Origin of the sequence: Candidatus Nitrosotenuis chungbukensis (genome assembly GCF_000685395.1) — an archaeon.
Lineage (GTDB): Archaea > Thermoproteota > Nitrososphaeria > Nitrososphaerales > Nitrosopumilaceae > Nitrosotenuis > Nitrosotenuis chungbukensis.
Window position 1 is genome coordinate 13,448 of the sequence record NZ_AVSQ01000003.1, and the last position, 21,606, is coordinate 35,053.

Annotated in this window: 24 protein-coding genes and 1 tRNA gene; 9 read left to right on the forward strand and 16 right to left on the reverse strand. The window is 35.2% G+C overall.

Annotated elements, in window-relative coordinates; all coding sequences use genetic code 11:
* Positions 1 to 7: 7 nt before the first annotated feature.
* Positions 8 to 634 carry a histidine phosphatase family protein gene (locus NKMY2_RS01050; protein WP_042683863.1) on the reverse strand — a complete coding sequence of 209 codons (627 nt, stop codon included), beginning with the start codon at positions 632 to 634 and terminating at the stop codon, positions 8 to 10.
* 49 nt (positions 635 to 683) lie between these two features.
* On the opposite strand from NKMY2_RS01050, the gene npdG reads away from it, so the two are divergent.
* The 3 genes from npdG to NKMY2_RS01065 are packed head-to-tail and all read left to right on the forward strand — an operon-like array spanning position 684 to position 1,973.
* The gene (gene npdG, locus NKMY2_RS01055; RefSeq protein WP_042683731.1) at positions 684 to 1,355 is read left to right on the forward strand and encodes an NADPH-dependent F420 reductase; all 672 of its coding nucleotides are present in this window, start codon (positions 684 to 686) and stop codon (positions 1,353 to 1,355) included.
* Positions 1,355 to 1,582, forward strand: a complete 228-nt coding sequence (locus NKMY2_RS01060) for a hypothetical protein (RefSeq protein ID WP_042683732.1) — start codon at positions 1,355 to 1,357, stop codon at positions 1,580 to 1,582. Before npdG ends, NKMY2_RS01060 begins: the two co-directional genes overlap by 1 nt.
* Positions 1,575 to 1,973, forward strand: coding sequence for a pyridoxamine 5'-phosphate oxidase family protein (locus NKMY2_RS01065; protein ID WP_042683733.1), 399 nt, complete (start codon positions 1,575 to 1,577; stop codon positions 1,971 to 1,973). The genes NKMY2_RS01060 and NKMY2_RS01065 overlap by 8 nt, the downstream gene beginning before the upstream one ends.
* Here the strand turns inward: NKMY2_RS01065 and NKMY2_RS01070 are convergent.
* Positions 1,957 to 3,138 carry an aminotransferase class I/II-fold pyridoxal phosphate-dependent enzyme gene (locus NKMY2_RS01070; RefSeq protein ID WP_042683735.1) on the reverse strand — a complete coding sequence of 394 codons (1,182 nt, stop codon included), beginning with the start codon at positions 3,136 to 3,138 and terminating at the stop codon, positions 1,957 to 1,959. The two genes, NKMY2_RS01065 and NKMY2_RS01070, sit on opposite strands and share 17 nt — an antisense overlap.
* Positions 3,139 to 3,181: 43 nt before the next feature.
* Here NKMY2_RS01070 and NKMY2_RS01075 point away from each other — a divergent pair.
* Together NKMY2_RS01075 and NKMY2_RS01080 are read left to right on the forward strand one after the other, a co-directional pair.
* A tRNA-Arg gene (locus NKMY2_RS01075) sits at positions 3,182 to 3,256 on the forward strand.
* Between the two features lie 37 nt (positions 3,257 to 3,293).
* Positions 3,294 to 3,785 carry a hypothetical protein gene (locus NKMY2_RS01080; RefSeq protein WP_052347434.1) on the forward strand — a complete coding sequence of 164 codons (492 nt, stop codon included), beginning with the start codon at positions 3,294 to 3,296 and terminating at the stop codon, positions 3,783 to 3,785.
* On the opposite strand, the gene NKMY2_RS01085 is transcribed toward NKMY2_RS01080, so the two are convergent.
* Positions 3,749 to 4,342 (reverse strand): hypothetical protein, encoded by a 594-nt coding sequence (locus NKMY2_RS01085; protein ID WP_042683736.1) that lies wholly within the window; start codon positions 4,340 to 4,342, stop codon positions 3,749 to 3,751. The genes NKMY2_RS01080 and NKMY2_RS01085 overlap by 37 nt on opposite strands.
* Positions 4,343 to 4,443: 101 nt before the next feature.
* Here NKMY2_RS01085 and NKMY2_RS01090 point away from each other — a divergent pair, with 101 nt between their 5' ends.
* Positions 4,444 to 4,686 (forward strand): hypothetical protein, encoded by a 243-nt coding sequence (locus NKMY2_RS01090; RefSeq protein WP_042683737.1) that lies wholly within the window; start codon positions 4,444 to 4,446, stop codon positions 4,684 to 4,686.
* 2 nt (positions 4,687 to 4,688) lie between these two features.
* On the opposite strand, the gene NKMY2_RS01095 is transcribed toward NKMY2_RS01090, so the two are convergent.
* The 3 genes from NKMY2_RS01095 to NKMY2_RS01105 all read right to left on the reverse strand — a co-directional run bounded on the left by NKMY2_RS01095 (position 4,689) and on the right by NKMY2_RS01105 (position 7,101).
* Positions 4,689 to 5,318 carry a PqqD family peptide modification chaperone gene (locus tag NKMY2_RS01095; protein WP_042683739.1) on the reverse strand — a complete coding sequence of 210 codons (630 nt, stop codon included), beginning with the start codon at positions 5,316 to 5,318 and terminating at the stop codon, positions 4,689 to 4,691.
* A 36-nt stretch (positions 5,319 to 5,354) separates the two neighbouring features.
* On the reverse strand, positions 5,355 to 6,407 hold the full coding sequence (gene mtnA, locus NKMY2_RS01100; protein WP_042683740.1) for an S-methyl-5-thioribose-1-phosphate isomerase: 1,053 nt from the start codon (positions 6,405 to 6,407) through the stop codon (positions 5,355 to 5,357).
* A gap of 70 nt (positions 6,408 to 6,477) precedes the next feature.
* Positions 6,478 to 7,101, reverse strand: a complete 624-nt coding sequence (locus tag NKMY2_RS01105) for a class I SAM-dependent methyltransferase (protein ID WP_338140609.1) — start codon at positions 7,099 to 7,101, stop codon at positions 6,478 to 6,480.
* A 373-nt stretch (positions 7,102 to 7,474) separates the two neighbouring features.
* On the opposite strand from NKMY2_RS01105, the gene NKMY2_RS01110 reads away from it, so the two are divergent.
* Entirely contained in the window at positions 7,475 to 9,316 is a 1,842-nt protein-coding gene (locus NKMY2_RS01110; protein ID WP_157832407.1) for a hypothetical protein, read from the forward strand.
* A gap of 56 nt (positions 9,317 to 9,372) precedes the next feature.
* Here NKMY2_RS01110 and NKMY2_RS01115 read toward each other — a convergent pair whose 3' ends face one another.
* The 8 genes from NKMY2_RS01115 to NKMY2_RS01150 form a co-directional block, all read right to left on the reverse strand.
* Positions 9,373 to 10,476: a hypothetical protein gene (locus NKMY2_RS01115; protein WP_042683743.1), complete on the reverse strand. Its 1,104-nt coding sequence runs from the start codon at positions 10,474 to 10,476 to the stop codon at positions 9,373 to 9,375.
* A gap of 107 nt (positions 10,477 to 10,583) precedes the next feature.
* Positions 10,584 to 10,994, reverse strand: coding sequence for an acyltransferase (locus NKMY2_RS01120; RefSeq protein WP_042683744.1), 411 nt, complete (start codon positions 10,992 to 10,994; stop codon positions 10,584 to 10,586).
* Between the two features lies 1 nt (position 10,995).
* Positions 10,996 to 12,144, reverse strand: coding sequence for a UDP-N-acetylglucosamine 2-epimerase (gene neuC / locus NKMY2_RS01125; protein WP_052347435.1), 1,149 nt, complete (start codon positions 12,142 to 12,144; stop codon positions 10,996 to 10,998).
* Positions 12,145 to 12,178: 34 nt separating this feature from the next.
* Positions 12,179 to 13,303, reverse strand: coding sequence for an N-acetyl sugar amidotransferase (locus NKMY2_RS01130; protein WP_042683745.1), 1,125 nt, complete (start codon positions 13,301 to 13,303; stop codon positions 12,179 to 12,181).
* An 85-nt stretch (positions 13,304 to 13,388) separates the two neighbouring features.
* The gene (locus NKMY2_RS01135) at positions 13,389 to 14,975 is read right to left on the reverse strand and encodes a methyltransferase domain-containing protein (protein ID WP_042683746.1); all 1,587 of its coding nucleotides are present in this window, start codon (positions 14,973 to 14,975) and stop codon (positions 13,389 to 13,391) included.
* Between the two features lie 32 nt (positions 14,976 to 15,007).
* Positions 15,008 to 15,844 (reverse strand): phytanoyl-CoA dioxygenase family protein, encoded by an 837-nt coding sequence (locus NKMY2_RS01140; protein ID WP_042683748.1) that lies wholly within the window; start codon positions 15,842 to 15,844, stop codon positions 15,008 to 15,010.
* A 36-nt stretch (positions 15,845 to 15,880) separates the two neighbouring features.
* Positions 15,881 to 16,828 carry a polysaccharide deacetylase family protein gene (locus tag NKMY2_RS01145; RefSeq protein WP_081781848.1) on the reverse strand — a complete coding sequence of 316 codons (948 nt, stop codon included), beginning with the start codon at positions 16,826 to 16,828 and terminating at the stop codon, positions 15,881 to 15,883.
* A gap of 23 nt (positions 16,829 to 16,851) precedes the next feature.
* The gene (locus NKMY2_RS01150) at positions 16,852 to 17,910 is read right to left on the reverse strand and encodes a GNAT family protein (protein WP_157832408.1); all 1,059 of its coding nucleotides are present in this window, start codon (positions 17,908 to 17,910) and stop codon (positions 16,852 to 16,854) included.
* Between the two features lie 83 nt (positions 17,911 to 17,993).
* Here NKMY2_RS01150 and NKMY2_RS01155 point away from each other — a divergent pair, with 83 nt between their 5' ends.
* Positions 17,994 to 18,689, forward strand: coding sequence for an N-acetylneuraminate synthase family protein (locus tag NKMY2_RS01155; RefSeq protein ID WP_042683750.1), 696 nt, complete (start codon positions 17,994 to 17,996; stop codon positions 18,687 to 18,689).
* A 5-nt stretch (positions 18,690 to 18,694) separates the two neighbouring features.
* Here the strand turns inward: NKMY2_RS01155 and NKMY2_RS01160 are convergent, their stop codons facing one another.
* Positions 18,695 to 19,411 carry an acylneuraminate cytidylyltransferase family protein gene (locus NKMY2_RS01160; RefSeq protein WP_076613358.1) on the reverse strand — a complete coding sequence of 239 codons (717 nt, stop codon included), beginning with the start codon at positions 19,409 to 19,411 and terminating at the stop codon, positions 18,695 to 18,697.
* Positions 19,412 to 19,494: 83 nt separating this feature from the next.
* Between NKMY2_RS01160 and NKMY2_RS01165 the strand changes: the two genes are divergently transcribed.
* Positions 19,495 to 20,373 carry an SDR family NAD(P)-dependent oxidoreductase gene (locus NKMY2_RS01165; protein WP_052347437.1) on the forward strand — a complete coding sequence of 293 codons (879 nt, stop codon included), beginning with the start codon at positions 19,495 to 19,497 and terminating at the stop codon, positions 20,371 to 20,373.
* Positions 20,374 to 20,460: 87 nt separating this feature from the next.
* On the opposite strand, the gene NKMY2_RS01170 is transcribed toward NKMY2_RS01165, so the two are convergent.
* Complete coding sequence (locus tag NKMY2_RS01170; RefSeq protein WP_042683753.1) at positions 20,461 to 21,603, reverse strand: N-acetyl sugar amidotransferase; 1,143 nt, start codon at positions 21,601 to 21,603, stop codon at positions 20,461 to 20,463.
* Positions 21,604 to 21,606: the final 3 nt, after the last annotated feature.

Consider the following 21,606-nt stretch of genomic DNA (forward strand, 5'->3'; position numbering starts at 1 on the left):
TAAATTCTTAGAAAGGTCCCTGATCGTATCTTTCAGAATTCATTGCATTGATTGCAGATAATGAAAACTTGCCCTGCTCTTGTCTGATTATGGTAAGTGACGCGTTTGCAATTATAAGTTCAAAAAGTGATCTTGGGGTGAGGTTCATAATGTTTGAGATCATCGCCTTGATCGGGTCCATGTGAGTTACAAAAAGCACGTTTTGTTCCCGGTGCTTTTTGGTTGCATAGTCCACCATATCGAGCACTCTTTTTCTAACCTCGGCAAAAGTCTCAACGCCATTTTCCTCAATGGTGGGATGGCCCTCATAGAATTTCAAGAACACGTTTCCGTGCTTTGCAAACAATTCGTCGTACGGCATTCCGGAAAACTTGCCCATCTCTAACTCATACAGCCTTTCGTCAATTGTCGTACCAAGTCCAATGTGGCTTCCGACAATTTCTGCTGTGTTTTTTGCCCGCTCGATCGGACTTGCATAGATGTGAGAGATGTTAAACGACTTTAGGAATTTTCCAATGTCGTTTGCTTGTGCTACTCCTTTTTCGGTTAGCGGAATTCCAGATGCCCTTCCTGCCAAAACGCGTTCAGTGTTGTTTCTTGCTTGGCCGTGACGCAGGAATATGATTAATCCCAATTTTTTAAATTTCAAAAAAAGATAATAATAACATTACCTGCCTGCGAATATGAAGATAGGTATAATCGGAGGCACCGGCGGCATGGGAAAAGGCTTTGCACTAAGATGGTGCCTAAAGCATGATGTTTTGATCGGATCGCGTGACTCTCAAAGAGCATCAGACGCTGCATCCGAATATGTCAGTATTGCAAAAGAGTCTCACGGTGGGATTGGCGGGACCATTGCCGGCAAGGACAACGTGTCAGTTGCGGAGCAAAGCGATGTCTTGATTTTGGCCATTCCATATGAGAACATTGATTCTATCTGTTCTGAGTTACTTGGAAAAATTAAAGACAGTTGCACCGTGATTTCGCCTATCGTTCCAATGGTAAAAACGGAAACCGGTTTTGAGTTCATTCCAATAAAGGAAGGCAAGCCGTTTGCACACCAGATGGTTCAAAAATACATGAAGAACAAGTCAAAATTGGTTTCTGCGTTTCATGTCATTTCGGAAAAAAAGCTTGTTGATCCCAAATTAGCATTGGATTACGACATTTTTGTTTGCGGTGACGACAAGGAGTCGCTAGACGTGGTCAACGGTCTTATTTCGGAAATCAAGGGCCTAAGGGCAATCTTTCTTGGCTCAGGCGCACTGGCATACTTGGCAGAAATGTCAACGCCACTTCTCTTGAATGCGATGATAAAGAACAAGATGAAAAACCCGGGCATCAAGATCCTATAATGAGTCAATACTATCCGCGTCGTGGCAGAAACTGGTACTCTGCCATGGGCGTCCTGTTTATCGTAGTTGGCGGAATCGTCGTGGTAAGGGATGTTTTGATCTGGAGCCCGGACTTTGTTTTGGACTTTCTTTTGAATTCAGAGATCACAAACGCAAAGATTTCACTTGGAATGTTTGTATTTGGAGGAATACTCGTAGGAATTGGGTTTAGGAAAAAAATTGTTTAAAAAAACCAAATTCCTAAAAGAGCAGAAAATTCTCCGCCTGGCCACGGTTGATAAAAAAGGAAACCCGCACCTGGTTCCTGTCTGGTACGACTATACTGGAACCAAATTCCACATCGGGACAAACACCAGGACAAAGAAGGCAAAAAACATTCAAAAAAACAACAAGGTGTGCTTTTGCATAGATGACGGGGTTTGGTCACCCATACACGGAGTTATGGGGAACGGGAAAGCAAGACTGATTCTAAAAGAAGTCACAGTAAAAAAAATTGCAAAAAAAATTCTTCTTCGCTATTTCAAGAATTTGGAAGGCAAGTCCGCAAAGGAATTGCTAGACAACACAGACTGCATCATAGAGATAACTCCAGGCAAAATTACTACTTGGGAATACTGACGAACTTTTCTATTTCGTTTAACGCGTAATCTAGCGTATTGAGATCAGGTAAAAAGACCAGCCTAAAGTGGCCGCTGCCATATTTTGTTCCAAAACCAGAGCCGTGAACTGTCAGCACCCCGGTGTTTTTGAGCAGTTCCATTACGAATTCCTGATCGGACTTGTATCGGTTGTTTTCAATTTTTGGAAAAGCGTAAAACGCTCCCTTTGGATTTGGACAAGAGAGTCCTGGAATGGAATTGATTCGCTTTACCACAAAGTCCCTTCGCTTTTTTAGCTCAGACACAAACTCGGAGATGTACCCCTGTGGACCCCTAAGCGATTCCAGCGCTGCATACTGGACAGGCAGATTTGTCGAGATTCTGACGCGTGCTAATTTTGGCAGATGCTCGCGCAGCGATTCTAGTTTTTTAGACTGGTTAAATCCGACATAGCCTATTCTCCAGCCAGACATCAGGTGAACCTTGGAAAACCCGTTTAGCAGTATGACTGGTGAATCCTTTGCCACTTTTCCTATTCCTGTGAATTTTTCATCAAATACGATTTGATCATATATTTCGTCACAGATGATGTAGAGGTCGTGCTCGTTTGCCAAATCGACTAGATTTTTTAGAGACTTTTCGCTAAACACAACGCCTGTTGGGTTGTTTGGCGAGATGAGGCATATGGCAACTGTCTTTGGCGTGATTTTTGATTTGATGTCATCCATGTCTGGAGTTGAATTGTTCAGATCAACTGCAAACTCTACTGGAACGCCCCCATGCAGTCTTACGTATGACGCGTATGGCGGGTAATACGGTCCTGGAAGCAGGACCTCGTCTCCTTCCTCTACTATAGAAGACATGACCATGTCCAGTGCCTCGGACACGCCGTTTGTTACAAGTATGTCATCTGGTTCTACTGCGAGTCCCTTTGCGTTTTCTTTTTTTGCTATTGCCTCTCGTAGATCTGGCAGTCCTTCAGATGCGGCATAGTAGTTGTTGCCGCTTTTGATTGAACGTATCATTGCGTCTTTGACGTTTTCTGGAGGCTGGAACCCAAACTGGACTGGGTCACCTATATTCAGGTACGTGATCTTTTTTCCCTGCTTTTCCACCAGACGTGCAGCAGACACGATATCTCGTATAGCATACTCCACGCCAGCTACTTTTTTTGAGACCTTCAAATATCTAGACAGATATTTAGCCCCGTTAAAGTCTTACCCCTTTGGACTCGTAGCACAGTCTGGACAGTGCGGGCGGCTTCGGACCGCCAGGTCGAGGGATCGAAGCCCTCCGAGCCCTCTTTTCTCTTAAATAACGATTTGTGCAAAGACAGGATGTGAGAATCTCGCCACTCAGAATTGGTTTGGTATTGGCAGCAATTGGGATCGTTGCAATGATCATCATATTTGACAGCAATCAAAAAGTCATTTCATCTGTCATACTGGAAAGGGAGGAAACTTCCAGCGTAAATCTGAATTTGAGAGATGGCGGAATTGGATACTACAAGATAACAATTCCTGACTTTGATGGGCAGATGGTTTTCGTCCAGATTGAGGATGATATTGGAAATGTCATCTCAGATAAAAAAATAGAGACTAAGATGTCTGTAAACTACTTTGATTTCCAGTCTGGCGGAAAATACACGCTAAAAGTTACAAACATTTCGGAAAAGCCAACAGGCCTTCAGATTGAGTTTGGCAATACTGATGTTTCAGCCCTTAGAATTCCGGCAGTCGTCTTAGGAATTGGGGTCATGCTGATATTGTTTAGCGTGTACAAGAGGCTAAGAAATTACAGTACTGCGCAGCCAGATGAAAATATTTCATAGACTAGCGTGCACACTGGGATAGCAGATACAAGCAAGGACAAACTAAAGGCAAGCCAGCATGAAGACATAATGACTGTGAAAATCGAAACAGGTATTAATTTTTTAAAAAAATCGTTTTTTCTATGGCTCAGTAACAAGTATCCTCCAATGGAACTAAGCACCAATCCTAATTCTAGTGGTTGGTGTGACCATGAGATAAGACCGTCTATCCCAAACAGGTCGTGGGATACCGAGTCGCCATACCCTGCAGCAATCTGCAGTATGGAGCCCAGAATGATTATTTTGATTGCCGTTTTTGATTTTCCGGTTATGATTTTCTTATGTAACATTAAAAACCCTAGAATTGAAGAAGATGCAACCGTACTTACGCCAAAATATACCGCGATGTGCTGGATTGACCAGAACTGCTCAGGTGCACGTATGGCGTGAGACGATGCGTCCCATATACCTCCCAAGAGCTCCAAGAGGACGCCAAGTGTTGCAAGCAGTGACACAATGATCGTTAGTGTTTGCGGATTTGGAAGAACCGAATTGATTATTCGCTGTTTTAGATACATCTGTATTTGTTGGGATTTTTATTTAGAATATCAGTGTTGTTTAAGGTTTTAGAGAATTTACTCGAACTAAACTATATTAGAACATCAGTACAACCAATCCCATGAGCCCCGGAATAGGGTTGATGAAAAGACGACTAGAGACGGAAAAGCAGGCAGTGGCTTTGGCAGTATCTGGAATTTTAAAAAAGTATGAAGGCATTACGCAAGATCAGATCAAAACGCTAGAAACAAAATATGACAGCGATTCGGGGGACTGGTATGTGGCGCTTGGCTTTGGCGAAAAACGTACAGTAGTCAAGATGGACTCGGTGCATGCTACCATATCAGAGATAAACGAGATTTAATTTTATTTTCTAAATTCTACGTTTGGAGAGTCAGGAGTTGGAATGGTTATCAGTCCGCCGTCGCGCAACTGGGAAATTAGTTGAATGACTTCCTTTTCCACCTGTGAGCGTTGAAGGCCAGTCGTTTGTGCAAAGACATCTACAAGTTCGGTTATCTTGCGCTTTCCGTTGCACGACTTCCAAAAGTCGATAATTGCCTGATTTACCATAAACCCTTGATCGTGTTCGTTTGCCAGTACCATCGAACCATCCTCTTGCTGAATTAGTGATCCTACGCCCTGTGGGAGTGCAGTCTCATAGTCAATTGGGGCAGGAGCACCACTTTTTGAAAAGCTCTTTAGTTTTTCCTTTGCTGTTTCTGACATTTTATCCATCGTCCATGGGGGATCCCAGACGATATCCACTTTGACATTGTTTACACCTGGAACCTTTTTGACGTATCTTGCCACATCCTGAACTATCGTTTGATGAAGCGGACAGCCTTGTGTAGTCATTGTCATTTTTATGTTAACATCATTAGATTCTGTAATATCAATCCCGTAAACTAGACCCATTTCCACTATAGATAGCGGAACCTCAGGATCCATGCACTGGTTGAGAGAAGTTCTGATTTGGTCAACTGTGATAGCCATATTTTGATTAGGCTATGAAAAATAAATAAAAACGTTCTATTTCTTAGCTTCAAATAATTTTTTGATTGATTCCTCGTATGGCGGTTTTGCCACGCCTGCCTCGGTAATTATGCCTGAAATCAACTCTGGTGGCGTCATGTCAAAGGCAGGGTTTATCACCTTGATTCCGTCAGGCGCTGTCTTTTTGTCACCGATTTGCGTGACTTCGGTTCCCTTTCTTTGTTCTATTATGACGTTTTCGGGATTGCTTTTCATGTCAAACGTTGAAAGAGGGGCTGCGACATAAAATGGAATTCCGTGCTGCTTTGCCATGAGTGCTACCTGATATGTTCCTATTTTGTTATACACATGACCTGTTCGCAAAATCCTGTCGGCTCCAACTACAACTTTGTTTACTAGTCTGTTTGCCATGGTATAGCCGACTGCGGTATCCGGAATCAGGCTTACATCGATTCCATCATGGTGCAGCTCAAACGCAGTTAGTCTTGAGCCTTGCTGGACTGGCCTTGTTTCGGTTGCAATCACCTTGATGTTTTTTCCGCTATCTTTAGTTGCACGAATAACACCTAGTGCGGTTCCATATCCCACAGTAGCTAATGCACCGGCATTACAATGTGTCATTACAGTATCATTATCATCAAATAACACAGAGCCATTTTTGCCCATTTTCATGTTAATCTTGACATCATCTTCAGCCATCTGTTGCGCGGTTTGCACGACAGATTTTTTAATTTCTGAAACGTCACTACCATTTTTTGCCACATTCATGATTTTATCTAATCCCCATGCAAGATTTACTGCAGTGGGCCTTGTTTCAAAGAGAATTTTTTTTGCAGATTCAAGATCGGAAATTAATTGATCTTTTGTATTTGCACTGCTTTGTAAAGCTGCAAGTGCAAGTCCAAATGCACCTGACACACCTATTGCAGGTGCGCCTCTCACGATAAGCATTTTTATTGCATTGGCAACGTCTTTGTAGTCATTATACTCGACAAATACGAGTTCGCTTGGAAGCTTTGTCTGGTCAATCATTACAACTTTGTTATCTTTCCAAGCCACCGTCTTTAATGAGAGAATTTTATCTTCCATTTAATTTCAGCTGTCGTCTTCCCTATTTATAATAAATCAAATAATTTCTGAGTAATAGAAGCCAGAAAAATTATTTTGATAAGAATAAAAATAAATGATGCCCATTTGGATCCATTTCATAGACAGGTTTTATATGATATTTGAAATAATTCATTAATTCAGAACGTTTGCTAGAGTCTTTCAATCTATTATTGTAGATATTGGGTCTGAAAGTAGTGTAATTTTGAATCTTCAGATTTAGTTTCGACGCAATATCTTCAAAGTTTTTTTTGCTGAAAAGAATGTTCATGCTTTTTTCAAAGACGGGTAATTCATGATTTTTTATGATGGTAGAATGAGGGTTTTGAGTAGAGATGAAGATCAAACCAGTGTCATTAATGAGTGTGGTCACGTTTTCAAGAACATCTACCGGATTTTCAACATAATAGATCATCTGAGTAAGACAGATCAAGTCATACTTTTTTTCTGATTTGTAATTCTCATCAAAAAATCCATGAAAAACTTTTTTTGAAATTCCATTTTCTATGTTATTTTTATCAACTTCGATCCCAGATGCGTCAATATTTAGTTGATTTAATCTTTCAACTAAATGCCCGTATAATGCACCAACATCTAACGCAGTCCTGAACTTCATATCGGTGTATGCACTTAGATATTTTATGTATTGTAGAGACACAAGATCCCAAAATCGCATTGATATAGTTTTCTTGAAAAAATCCACGTGACTTTTCTTATGGGGGATTACAGAAGTGCGCAATAATGTCTTCTTTTCATTTTGAAAATTTTGGTTAAAAACACAGTAACAGTTGTTACAGATAAAAAAATCCTTTTGGTTTTTTATTAGTTGTGTATCTTCAGCAAGACAAAACCTACATGTGACTTTTTCTGTTTTTTGATCCAAATTAGAGTACCCTAATACTTCGATACATTTCAAATTATCAGGTAATTATTAAGTTAAATGACATTCAAAGAATTTTTTTGATTTGCCCAATACAGAATTGACATTCGATTGAATAAATCAAAAGAAACAAAGATTAATCAAGTTAAGAATAAACTAATTTGTTAATTTGAAAGTTGTATTTTTTGATACCAGTATGGATTTGAATAGTTTGAGAGATGTAAAAGAGGAAGACGTCATAGTGACGTTTGATTATGATTCTCACAGATTGTTATCAGACAACAATATTGTGCATACCGTATCAGACGAGTTTGTGACTAGAATGGATTTAGAGAATATTCAGTCATTTTCTTATAAAATGACCAGATGGTTTGAGGATAAAGAATTTGATGAATTTAATTACGAGGGACTTAATCTAGGAACCATCATTCAAGTAGAATTAAATTATTTTTTAGTTCCATTCATGAAGAAATTTGCTGAAATAGAAAAGATAACAAAAGTCTATTCAAATGCAGAGTATATTTCTTCAAAAGAAATTGAGCCGATATTAAAGAAATTTTGTACCAGATATAAGATAATTGAAAACAGTATGTTGCAGAAAAACGAATTTTATTATGACTCTATTAGTTTTTCGATAAAAATCAGTAATTTAAACATAAACCTAAAAATTTCAAAAGAGAAGTTCTTAAAAATTAAAAGAATTTTTGAAAATATTGTTGGTTCTTACATTAAACAGAAGCCGGTAAATGATAAGCACGTTCTATTGGTGGAATTTGATCCAGCGAGATTCAGTAACTTTTTTGAAAAAACAAATCAAAAAGATATGAGATTGGTCGTATTTAATAGAAGGCGGCCAAGCTTTACTAATTTGAAATCAATAATGACATTAAAGAAGACAAAATCAATTGTGTTTTCAGAAAACACGATTGATAAATCAAGATTTACAGCAGAATACAGAAAAAATGAATTAAAAAACAAGTATTTTGAGATTTTAGAGAAAAATCAAAGCTGCCTAGCAGAGAATTTTGCAATCAATGGTAACTCCTTTTTTGATATAATTAAGGAGCGATTTTATGATCTACTCTCAAGAAGAATATTATTTGTGTTAAGCGAGATAGAACTCACAAAAGCATTATTTGAAAAACTGGAGATAGGTTCGGTGTTAATTTGGTCAGAAATGGGTTTAACGGAAAGAATCGTGATCAATTTTGCCAAGAAAAGAAACATTCCTATTATTTTATTGCAACATGGATATTTTTTTGATGATGAATCAGTTGGAACGTACGAGATGAATCTGTTCCAAGGGGTATTTCCGATAGCGTCTGATCAATTTTTGGTTTGGGGCAATATTGAACGTGACCATCAGATCAGAGCAGGAATTTCCGACAAAATTGTTTATCCTTTAGGTTCGTTATATTATGATGATAAGATTTATGCAGATGTTAAAGAAGAATTTGTCTTATTAGCCACTTCAGGACCAGTAAAAGAAAACGCGTTTGATCTTACAATCAAGACAATTGAAAAGAACATTGAGGCAATAAGACAAGTATCGAAAACGGTTACCAAAAATGGAAAAAAACTAATCATTAAGGTTCATCCTTCACCAGATGAATTTGATCCTTCTAATTTAATCAAATCAATTGATAAAAATATCCAGGTTGTTAAGACTGGGGACATCTTTGAATTAATTAAATCGTGTATTTTACTTGTAGTAATTGACGTATCAACGGTAATACTTGATGCCCAGATTATCGGTAAGCCCATAATATCTGTAAATGTAAAGGATAGTGGATTTGGAATCCCTTCCATTATATCCTCCAACTTATTTCCCTCAGTTGAAATTGATGGATTTGAACAAGCTTTCTTGAAGATCATTAATGATACAAATTTTAAAAAAAACATTATTGATTCCGGGAAAAAATTCTCCAATAATTACATCAATAATTTAGGAAATGCATCTGAAAAAATTATTGAACATATTTCCACATTACATGATGAAAGTAAGCGTTGATTGTTAGTTAATTTGCCAAATAAGAATAATATTCAAAATGAATTTGTGATTCATTGTCATTGTTTGATTATTCTATGATACCGCCTCATTAATCCAAATAACAGTCGATAGATTTTGTATGAAATTTTCTTTCTGACTTTGATGAAAACATAATATTCCTTTGGTTCTCCTCCCCACTTACTTTTATAGAACAATAAGGAATCGGCCTTTTTTGTCGCTGCGTCAATATCAGGCTTGATGACTTCCCCTCCTGAAAAATCATAAATTCTCATATTATTCTCTTTGGCCCATTCTAATACAAACCAATTAAGAATCGAACCGCCAAGATTTGTTTTCTCAGCATAGGAATTGATGACAAAATTAGTATAACAGATACCGTTGAAACAACCCACTCTCATTCCAGAGATAAGTTCGTCGTTTTGAAAAGCAAGGAAAATCTTTTCTATTCCACTTTGATGATTCTTCCAAAGAATTTCAGTTTCGTGATCTATGTCCGTTATTACCAAGCCTTTTGATTTGGTCCATTCCATGTTTAACAAAAAATACTTTTTCAGCTCATCATATGTTTCCAAAACTTTTACCACGATATTTCTTCGTTTGGCCCTATTAACATCACCACGTGCCTTCTTTGAAACATCATTCCAAAGATCATCTTTGCTTTTTGTTAATTCAGTGACAAACGTAATGTGATCAATTTTATGATAATTGTGATCTTTGAATATTTGTTTATAATTCTCTTCGATCATTCTATCGAATGGTGAAGTCTGTCCTTCGATATGAACTAAATCGTATCTTTTTCCAATTTCATCAACTGCTTTAAGAATTTCATTTAATATCGCATTTCTATTCTCAATGATATTCGAATGTATAATTGGACCATAGACCCATATTGCCCTGTTTGTGATGTTTGAGATTAGATCCAGGAAATGACGAAATGTTTTGCTTGAATACATGACAGTAGTTTTTATTATTCGTAGTCCTAATTGGCCAACAATTTCATCATTATTATCAAAAACACGTACATAAACTGGAGTTACATCGCTTGATTTTTGAGAGATGTATTCAAAAGTCTGGAAAAATGTAGAATAATCGCTTTTTTTTAAATTTTCATTCCATTGCGTGGCATCTACAGATGTCAATATTTCATATTTGTAATGCAATCATAATGATGTAAAAGACTTGGGTTTTTAGTTTTTTGTAGTTTCATTTTTGATTTTGATATTTTGTATTAGGTTTTGGATTCAAGGCTTGCAAAAAATGGCTATTTTTATTCCTGATTGATCTTCTTTTTCAGTTTTGCTGGAATTCCAGACCACATCTGGTTTTTGGGGATATTTTTGTTAATAAATGAGTGTGCGGCAACGACAGAATTTTCACCTATAGTAACGTTAGGCATAATTGTGCTGTGAGTCCCGATTTTGCAGTTTTTTTTCAAGATTACTGGCCCTTTTTTATTGTCTATTGTGGAATGAGAATAAATTGAACAGTGAGATCCAATTTGTACATCATCTTCGATTTCAACACCAAACTTGCAATTAATGTAGGTAAACGTTCCAATGTCAAAGTTTTTGCCGGCTTTGAGGTTTTCAGGATATTGCACGACATAGTTGTATTTTGTCATTTTCCCATGCTCGATTTTTGGTTTTTTCCATTTAGTTTCTATATTTTTTTTCTTCATTTTAATACGATATTTGTTTTTGAATTAGTTGTTTATTAAGAGATATTTTTTCTAGGTGTTGGACTATTTTTGTTGATGCGTTTCCGCTTCCATACACTTGTGTTTTATGTCCAAGTTTTCTTTTTGTCATTTTTAACGCCTTGTTGATGCCGTCAATTATGGCAAATTTATCATCATCGACATCTATCACGTTGTGTAATCGCTCTCGGTTCTTTTGTCTAATTCCTATGTTTACCACTGGTGTATCCAAAAAACTGGCTTCAATTATGCCACTACTTGAGTTTCCTACCAACATTACACAATTCTTTAACATTCCCAGATAGTCGCATCGTGGCATCGATGTGACATTCTTAATCAAACCATATCTATTGGCATACTTTGTTAAATTCGTAAAGATTGCGCTATTTCCAGCATCAGAGTTAGGAGAAATCGCCACAACTTGTTTGTTAATTTCAACCAGTGCATCCAATGTATTGATAATTTGTTTTGTGCTAAGGTTCGTCTCCGTGGTTACCGGGTGTTGCAATAATAAAATTACATCTTTATTGAAGTTCACATGATATTTTTTCTCCAAATCTTTTTTTGATGTAATATTATTTTGTATTATTTCATCAAGACTAGATGAGCCAGTTAGAAATACATATTTTGGGTTTTCGCCCATTTTGATTATCCTGTTCATGCTTTTCTGGGTTGCAGCAAAATGAATGTTAGAAATTTTAGTTATCGCATGTCTGGTATATTCATCTATGCCGCCGGATTTATCTCCACCGTGAATGTGTGCATTAGGTATATTCATATGGTAAGCGGCCAAAGCAGAGGCCAGCATTTCGTCTCTATCTCCAAGGATTAAATTTACATCAGGTCTTAGTCTTCTAAAAACTTTGGAAAAAGCAATAATTCCCTTACCTAAAGAAATTGTGACATCATAATTAGTGTCTTTTTGAGGAATCATTGGTATTTTTGCTGCAATAATAAAACCGTCCTTTTTTATTTCCCTGATTGTTAAACCAAACTTTCTAGATAGATGTGAGCCGGTAACAATCAAATGTAGTTCTAATTTTTTATTTGCCAAGATTGCTCGCAATATAGGTCGTAAGAGCCCATAATCTGCCCTTGTTCCTGTTGTAACTACTATCTTTCTTTTAATCAATAAATTAGATATGATAATCTCATAATTTCAATATTTATTTTACCAGACCTGTACCAACTTTGAATTTGGGGTGCCATACGCCGTCTCTATCTTGTTCAAATAATTCCTTATTATACCACTTGTCCATAATTACCCAAAACTCTCTATGGGACATTCTGGTAAATTCGCAGAATTTGTCCACTATTCCTTGATCCAGTTTTCCGTCTGTTTCTTCAATCAATGGGATCATTTCTTCCCTTGTTTTAAGACCGTAACGAATCCATCTAGACGCATTATCTGTAGCTACCGAGTGTCCGTATTTTGGATATTTGAGATAAGGATTAAGCAAATATGGGATGTTATCTATTTGATCATAATTATCTAATGAGCCTTCTCGTTTGTATTCATGCTCAAGATGTCTAAACCCGTATTTTTTTGAAACCTCATAGTTGTGTACCGAATTCCATGGAACAAAATAGCTTAGATAGATAGGGTCTAAACCAAATTTTTTGCAATCTTCTATCGATGGTTGTTTTATTGCTTCTAGATCTTTTTTTGAGATTTCGTTATCTTCAAACCAAATATCCCAAACAGGTTTAGCTACATCATTTAGCGGTTGCAACATAGCAGATGGGGTTTCCTTATCATATGTACCACCATAAGTATAATTGATGTCTTCTCCGTAAACTAGAAGCTTTACCCCTAATTGCATTGACATTCTCACAGGATATGCATACATGAGATAATCCATATACCAGGTAGGAGATCCCAGTTTCTCGAAAGCTTTTTTGAACATTTTTCTAGCTACATTTACGTTAGGATGAAACATGATTATGTCGCAGCCAAAGGAATCAGATAGATTATTGATATTTTTCCAACCTGTTTCTGTCCATTCAATATTGCCTACAGATAACAAGACAGGATTCATGCCCAATTTTTCTTTCATGACATATGTTTGAAAATGAGAATCCTTTCCTCCAGAAACTGCGATTGCACAGTCATACCCATCACCATTACATCCTCGGTATTTGTCACAGAGTTTTTCTAATTGCTTCCATCTTTCCTCCCAATCAGTATGTTTTTGTTTCTCAAAATTAATACACGCATAACAAACACCATCATCATCAAATTTTAAACCAGGTCGGGTGTCAGGCATCAAACATTTTTTACAGTATTTCATATGAAGTAGTTCACAAGATGATGTATATTGACTTTATTATTTTTATGGTAAAAAAGATGCAAATGTTTTGAATATTTCATGCAATTCATGTTTTTTGAAATAAAACTATAGATTCAGATCCAGCATTAACATCGTTAAGATGTCTAAATACATTATGAAAAAGGGATTTATTTTTATACAATATATCAAAAATAGCTATAGAACTTCGTATATCCTCATTAGGTGAATTTTCACGAAAATATGAAAACCATTTTTGATAATTTTCCAATATTACTGAAGAGGATTTTTCCGTTATCTTCTTAAACAAATTATTTTTTACAAGGAAATTTTCTAGCCAGGGAACAGATAGAATTGTTTGGTGTACCGGTGGAAATACAAGATGATAGTCAAAAAATTTTGCGAGTGGAGAAAGGTAGTTTGGGGTGGTTAGAAGAAGATACCCATGCGGATTTAACGCTTTACGCATATTTTGAAAAAATATCAGGAGGTTATCAAATGGAATGTGTTCCACTACATGTAAAGCTGTGATCAAATCAATGTTATTTCCTATTTGTTGTTGAAGAAAGTTTGTGCTTATAGGAGTCACTAAATGTTTTTTCAGGATAGTACTGACGTGTTCAAGATCAAAATCTATACAGGAAACATTCCATGTAGGATTTCTTTTTTTCACTAAACATGAGAATTCTCCAAAACCACCGCCAATATCTACCACTTTGGCATCACGATCCATTAATTTTTCCATAATGTCTAACACTTTTAATTTTTCATCAAAATGGCTACCGCCTTTATTTGATACTAGATCTTCAATTACCTGCTCTTGATCAATAGGTGGTCTTTCATAGATATCATAAAATCTATGAATATCGTTTACATGACATTGCCTTCTTAGTAATACTAGTTGACAATCCATACATTCGATATAGAAGTATTGTGATGACGGTAAATAACCTAAAGCTGGTTGACTGGTGCCACAAAATATAGGTTTTAAATTTCGACTTGCACAATACGGACATTTTTTAATTTCTTTTATGTGCAGATTTGATTCACCATAATCCAATATAAAATTAAAAATTTCTTGAGACTCTAATTTCTTTATAAAATGCTCAATTGAGATTCGATGTAGAGAGTCTATTGTTTGTAATAATTTAAGAAATATTTTTAATCGAAGTGGTCTTGCTAAGTTGAATTGGTTGTTATACTTTCTCTGAGTATCCCAGTAGATTGGTGTTGCAGATTGAATAACTAATTGTGGATTTGTAAAATAAGATGTAAGTGAATCTGCATTAACAACGATTTCTGGCGAAGTTCCCGGTATAGCCCCCAATGGAATGAGATTATGGTTTTTGGTTTTAAAATGAATTAATAGATTTTTAATTAATTCAAAATCGATAATTGGATTAATGGAATTAATAATAAAAATTGGTTTTTTATTACTGATATTTTTTTTCCATATTTTTATCTCATCGATCGACCGCAATATTTTAGAATTCAAATCGTCTTCATTTAATAAACCAAGAAAATCAATTATTACAACTGAATTTGAACAAAAATATTCTAGTCGTTTATGTTCAAACTTGATTATGTTTACAAAATGACCACCATACGTCAAAGCAGAGTTTGTGTTAAGAAGAAAAACCATATTTTTAATAGATGACGTATTTTTTTCTTTCATACTAAACTTCCAGTGACCCGATTGAGTATTTGTTAATTTGTTGATGATTTAAAGGTAGATTCGTAATAACTTAAAAATTTCTTTTCTCTATCTTTTTCAATAAAACGTGGTGGAATAAAATATTCATTGTCCAGATCATGATTAATGCCCACTAATGAATATCTTACTTCTTTAGACAGGTTATTTCCAGATCGATGAATTAAACGTGAATTGAAGATCAATAGCTGTCCTAATTTTAGCTCCATTGTTGTTTTTTGAAATTTCTCAACTTCGCTTTCATCAACAATAAAAGAATATTTTTCGCTTTTTGGATTGCTGCAACTCTGTTTGGCTGTATTCTTATGACTTCCCACACAGACCTCAATCGCTCCATTTTCCTTTGTGGCATTATGAATTAGTGGAGCCCAAGTTTGAACAAAATTACTATTCGGAACATAATAAAAAACTTCTTGATGCCAACCACATTTCTTATTATGAGGATCAAATGGAGGATCAATTCTACACCTACTTTGATCAATATACAATGGACTATCTACCTCTCTTTTTAATAGTTGATTTATACATTCTGAAATTTCTTTTTTGGAGGATAATTGTAGAAAGGCAGATGTGGAATATATCGTATCATAAATATCTGCCACGTATTGATGATCAATTTCTTCAAATTTTATCATAGCATCATCAAATTCTTTTCCAATAAAATCAGCTATTGATATTTGCGGATGTATTTTGGATGCTTTTTTTAATTGTGTTAAAATTATCCTGCGTAAGGAATTTTTGAAATTATTTAGTTCGTTTATTTGAAAAAAATCACTAAGTACAAGATAACCGTTTTCATTAAAGAAATCAATTTCAGCTTTATCTAATGTCATATTCTAATAAACGGTGTTTTTTCCAGTAAAAAAACATTATTGAGGAAAATCATTAGTGTCATATCGCATAAGATGGTAGGCATTACGCTTGTTTAGAATTGCAGTACCTACGTCGGTCGTTAGACCAGCTTTAAAATTATATTTTTTTAGTTCTTGAATAATTTTTTTGTTGTAATCTCCATATGGATAACACATTATCAAATCATCACCACTATTTTTTACTATAGAGTGATGAAAGTTTAGGCTTTTTCCAATCTCAATTTTTAACTCCTTTTCGGATAAGGTAGTCAGCCAGTTATGGCTATAACTATGCGAACCAAAATACATACCTGATTCACACATTTCTTTAATCTCGTCTAAAGAAAGATACAGTTCTTCTGAAAAGGCTTGTTCATCAGAAGTGATATATTTTTTGAATAAATATGAAGTGACAATATTACGTAATTTTTGTGGTAAGTCTCTTTGTAGAATTCTTTTTATAAAAATCACATCTTTGGTATCAAATCTATTAGGAATTGCAAGTCTCTCATAATATTTGGAAGGAGAGTCTAGATCGTACTCATCTTTATAGTTTCGAATGAAATGATTGATTTCATTGACAAGAGTTTGCTTATTATTGACATTTGCCAGAATGTGATGAATTTTATGAACATCGAGAATAGATTTCTCCTTTATTGGTTTTGCAGGAGGAAAAAACAGGCCTTGAATTTTAAATTTTTTTAGTAATGGAAATACAAATGAAAAATGATCTTTGAAACCATCATCAAATGTCAGAACTGCCGATTTTGAAGGTATCTTATTTCGGTTATAAATACAATTTAACATTTGATTTGCAGTTATAATATTGAAATTGTTACACAGATAATTGAGTTGTCTCCTAAATCCAATTAATTCCAGCCCTTTAATTTTAGGAAATGAGCTTTTTTGGATCGGTCTAACATAATGATACATGATTATCGTACAAGAATTCATTTCTGGATCCAATCTACAGATTGTAAAGACATCTATTAATTTGCTCTATCTTGATCCGAATCTGCTTTCACAAAATACCAGTTATTAACATCATCAAGAATTTCCTTGTTCGGTACATCCTTGTCCACGGCATTATAAAAAAAGTTAATGTGAGATCGTCTATTCACATCAATTGGATTAAAGACGCTAGGTATTGGCAAATTAAGATCAGTGTTATTGAAAAAGCCTTCCCGTTCAAAATCATCCCTGTAGAATTTACCAGAGCAGAAAAAATCCATAAAATGCCCTTTACCTTTACAATAATTCACCATATGTTGTAGGAATTCACGTTCATAGCCAGATAAGACCACGAGGTCAACTATCCGGATAGCCTTAAGAACTTCATTTTTATCCTCAAACCTCAAAACCGTAAATCCAACCAGTTCATTATTTTTTTCTAATATCATAAAATGATAATCCAGTAAAGGATGCTTCAGGTAACGCCAATCTAAGTATTCCATAGTTCTGTTAACAGTGATTGGAAATTTTTCTTTTACTTTTTCCCAGAATTTCTCATATTTTTGATCCAAGTTAAAAACTCGTTTAAAATCAGGGTTCAAATTGGATACGAAATTAAGTTGATTTTTAGGAATTGTAATGCGGCTGAATTCCTCAACTCTGTTTTTATCTAACAATCCCACATACCGATTTAGGTTTCCAAGATCTTTTCCTCCAGTGTTAACATAGATTTTTTTTGTTCCATCAGAACCGTTTAGAACCATTGAAAAATCGCATAAATTATTTGAATATTGAATTAGTTTTGTCCCCAATCCTTGACCTCGATATCGTTCAAGAGTAAAAAATGAAACATGCCAAAGTGCGGAACGGGTGGAATTTAGTACCTTGAGTTCAACAGGTATTAATCCACAATGAGATGTGATCTCATTTTCATTTTCGTCTAAAACAATGGTTACTCGATTGAATGTATTAAAGGGGTTTTTTTTAAATTGCCAGTCTTGGTGAATCGGGCTGTGTAAAATATGTTTAGAGCCATACGCTTCGTCATAAAACTTTTTAAGATTTTTAGCATCCCCAGCCTCCAGAAAACGGATCAAACTAGGACTAACTCCACATACTTGTATTTGAATTCGATTATATAATTTGTAAATTATTATAACCACAAGACAATCAAAAATCAATGTTCATTGTTGCCGAAATAGGAGTCAATTGGGACGGTGATTTTGAACATGTCAGAATCATGATTGAAAATGCCAAAAAATCAGGTTGTGATGCTGTAAAATTTCAAGCGTTTGATGAAAAACTTGTCAGAGAACACGAGGAGTTTTCACGTCTGCTGAAGTGCACGATAACTGCAGACAACGTAGAACAAGTAAATGATTTAGCTAAGGAGATCGGAATAGAATGGTTTTGTACTCCAATGTATAAAGAAGCCGTTGATTTTCTTGATCCCTTCGTAAAACGTTATAAAATTCGGGAAATGGATGGCCGTGTTTTACTCCAAAATAAAATGTCACCTCTAATTGAAAGAGTTATTGAAACTGGTAAGGAAATAATAATCAGTGCACAGCAATCACCAAAAAATTCAACATACTATCAGTCACCACAGATAAAATGGTTATACTGCGTTCCAAAATATCCTAGCGAGATATCTGATCATGACTTTACACACATAAAGGACTTTGATGGATTTTCAAATCATTGTCCTCATTACTTAGTACCGTTAAGTGCAGCCATATTGGGTTCGAAGATACTTGAAATACACGTTACAATCGATAAAATAAAGAATTTTGTAGATAACGCCGTAAGTTACGATTTTAATGAGTTAGCAGAGCTGATCAAGCTTGTCAGATTATCGGAAAAGATAATCAAATAACGTCATTAGTTTGTTAAACGATTTTTGTATTTTTTCCAATATCTTAAAGTCATTTCTGTGACAAAAAGATCATATGGTTCATCAATATCAATGTTGTATTCGGGTTCATTGATTACAATAGGAGAAATTCTTGGTCCGTAAATAGAATCATAATCAACAAGTGTGTTTCTCCAAAATGCATAAAGAGATCCATTTGGATGATACAACGGCTCCACCTTTTGGCGTATAGAGAATTTTTGGAAATTTTTGTTAAATGGTACAAGTTTTTTATTTCTTATTCTAAAAGATGAGTTTGGATGTAGTTTTACTTTAGATACTGTTACGACTGAAGTAGCATTATTAGTTGAAAGTCTTTTTAATGCTTCGATGATCAGTCGTGTGGGTCTAATTGGGCTAGTTGGTTGGAAAATCATAATCACATCTGGCTTGTAATTCTCCTCATTTTCTAAAAAAGACAACACGTGTTTAATTACATCCACAGTACTAACAAGATCTCCTGATAGTCTTTTAGGACGCATGAATGGAATTTGAATATTTTGCGATTGAGCTATTCTTGCAATGGCAGGATTGTCAGTAGATACAATGATCCGATCAAACAATCTTGAATTCTTTAAGAAATTAATTGTGTGAACGATGAGGGGTTGTCGGTTAACTAGCCGGATATTTTTGTTTTTGATTCCTTTGGAACCACCTCTGGCAGGAATTATAGCCAATACTTTCATACGATGGCTTAACTATTCTAGAATAAAAATAAATTCTAAATGATATGTGTAAATTAAAATACTAATCATATTGTTACTGTTTTGTGCTAGTTGATAAAGAAAAAATACGTGATGACGTAAAAGGGAAAACCATTTTGATTACAGGTGGAGCTGGAAGCATAGGTTCTGAGATTACCCGCGAACTTTTGCGTTTTCCTGTTAAAACAATAAGAGTATTTGATTCGGACGAATACTCATTATACAGATTAAGTAAGAGTGTGGATGATGCCAGAGTCAGATTTCTTCTTGGAAGTATTTTGGATAAGGATAGATTGGAGGTTGCTGGGCAGAATGTTGATATTATAATTCATACTGCTGCTGTAAAAAATATAGAAATAACTGAATTTAATCCGCTTGAAACAATAGATATCAATGTTATTGGACTTATGAATCTGATAAAAATGGCAATGAGAAATAAGCCAAAGAAATTTTTGAACATAAGTACGGATAAGGCTGCGGAGGCTACAACGCTTTATGGATCTACTAAAAGTCTAGGCGAGAAATTAACGACATGGGCCGGGCAGCATGTCACTACTACAAAATTTGCAACTGCGAGATTCGGTAATGTGATGGAGACTAGAGGTAACGTGTTTGAGTTATGGAGAGAAGAAAAAGAACGGGGAAAACCACTGTCAATAACACATCCAGACATGAAACGGTATTTTTTTAATGTTAATGAAGCTGCAAATTTTGCATTATCATGCATATCAGTAATGAGAGAAGGAGAGATTTTTGTTCCCAAAATGAAATTATATAATGTAATAGATTTAGCTAAGAAAATTTCAAACAATTATAAAATTGTAGGAAAAAGAAATGGAGAAAAGATCATTGAGACTTTAATTACTGATGAGGAGATCGGCAGATCAGATACAAAAAAAGACAGATGGGTGATTAGACCCAATAAATTAGGGAATAAAAAGTAAGTTTTGATGCAAGTTTAAGAGGATAATTGCTTATTTGACGAATAAGATAATCATCATAACATTATGAAAGTGAATTTTTCATAACCATTATAGATTGTCGTACTGGATTTTTTCCAGATTGCCATCATTATCACGTAACAAATTTCCAAGTTTATCTTTTTTGAATAAGGCTTTATTTGTAAATTTATCAACTATTGCGTAGAATTCATCTCTAGTAATTTCCATATCATTTAAAAAATCTTCAAAATATTTTTCTGGTATTTTACCTTCATATTGTTTCACTAGTTTTAGGCCTTCTTCCCTATTGATTTTTCCAGATCTGATATCCAAAGATGCATGATCTGTAGCTCTGCCAAATCCATATTTTACCCATTTGAAATAATCATGCATTCCAGTATACTTGGTATCAAGATTTTCCCAATTCGTATAAGTTCCTTCTTTTAGTTCAGGGTTTCGTGAAAAACCTAGTTTTTCTACCGTTTCAAGCTGTTTTTCTATATCATATTTGAAGTATTGACCTAGAAAAATTCCTTTAATTCCTATTTGTCTAATTTCTTCATCAGACGGATACACATAGGGTTTTAGATGTCTTTTTTCTACTCCCAGATTCATCATGATACTGACAGGATTAACTTTATCCAGCCAGAATCCTCCAAACTGTTCTAACCATTTTCTATCTAAAACTTCGGTGACTCCACTACCGCCATATTCCGCTTGCGGATTTTCTCCCCATACTATTAGTGGAATTTTGTATGCTACAGCGACCTGAACGGGAACCGTAAAAATTCCAACATGCTCTGGCCAATTCGCGTCGCCAAGCTCAGTCAGACCATACTTTTCCATTTTACGATAAACCTTTGGATTTGGCGTGAATTCAATATAGTCCACACCTTGATTTTTTAGATTTTCTATATTCTTTCTACCTAATGGAATTAGATCAATAGGTACAAAGTTTACGCATAGAGGATTCATTCCATACAAGTCTTTCATTACATGTACTTGAAAATGTGAGTCTTTTCCACCACTTACTGGTACAATACAATCATATCTAGAACCATCAAGACATCGATATTGTTCTATTAGTTTTTCAAATTCTTTTTTGCGTAGATTCCAATCAATTTTATCCTTTTTTTCAGCCCATACGCATGCGTCACAAATACCTTTTTCATTAAAACGCAACCCAGGTTTGGTATCAGGGTAAAGACATTTTGTACAATATCGCAATTCCATTAT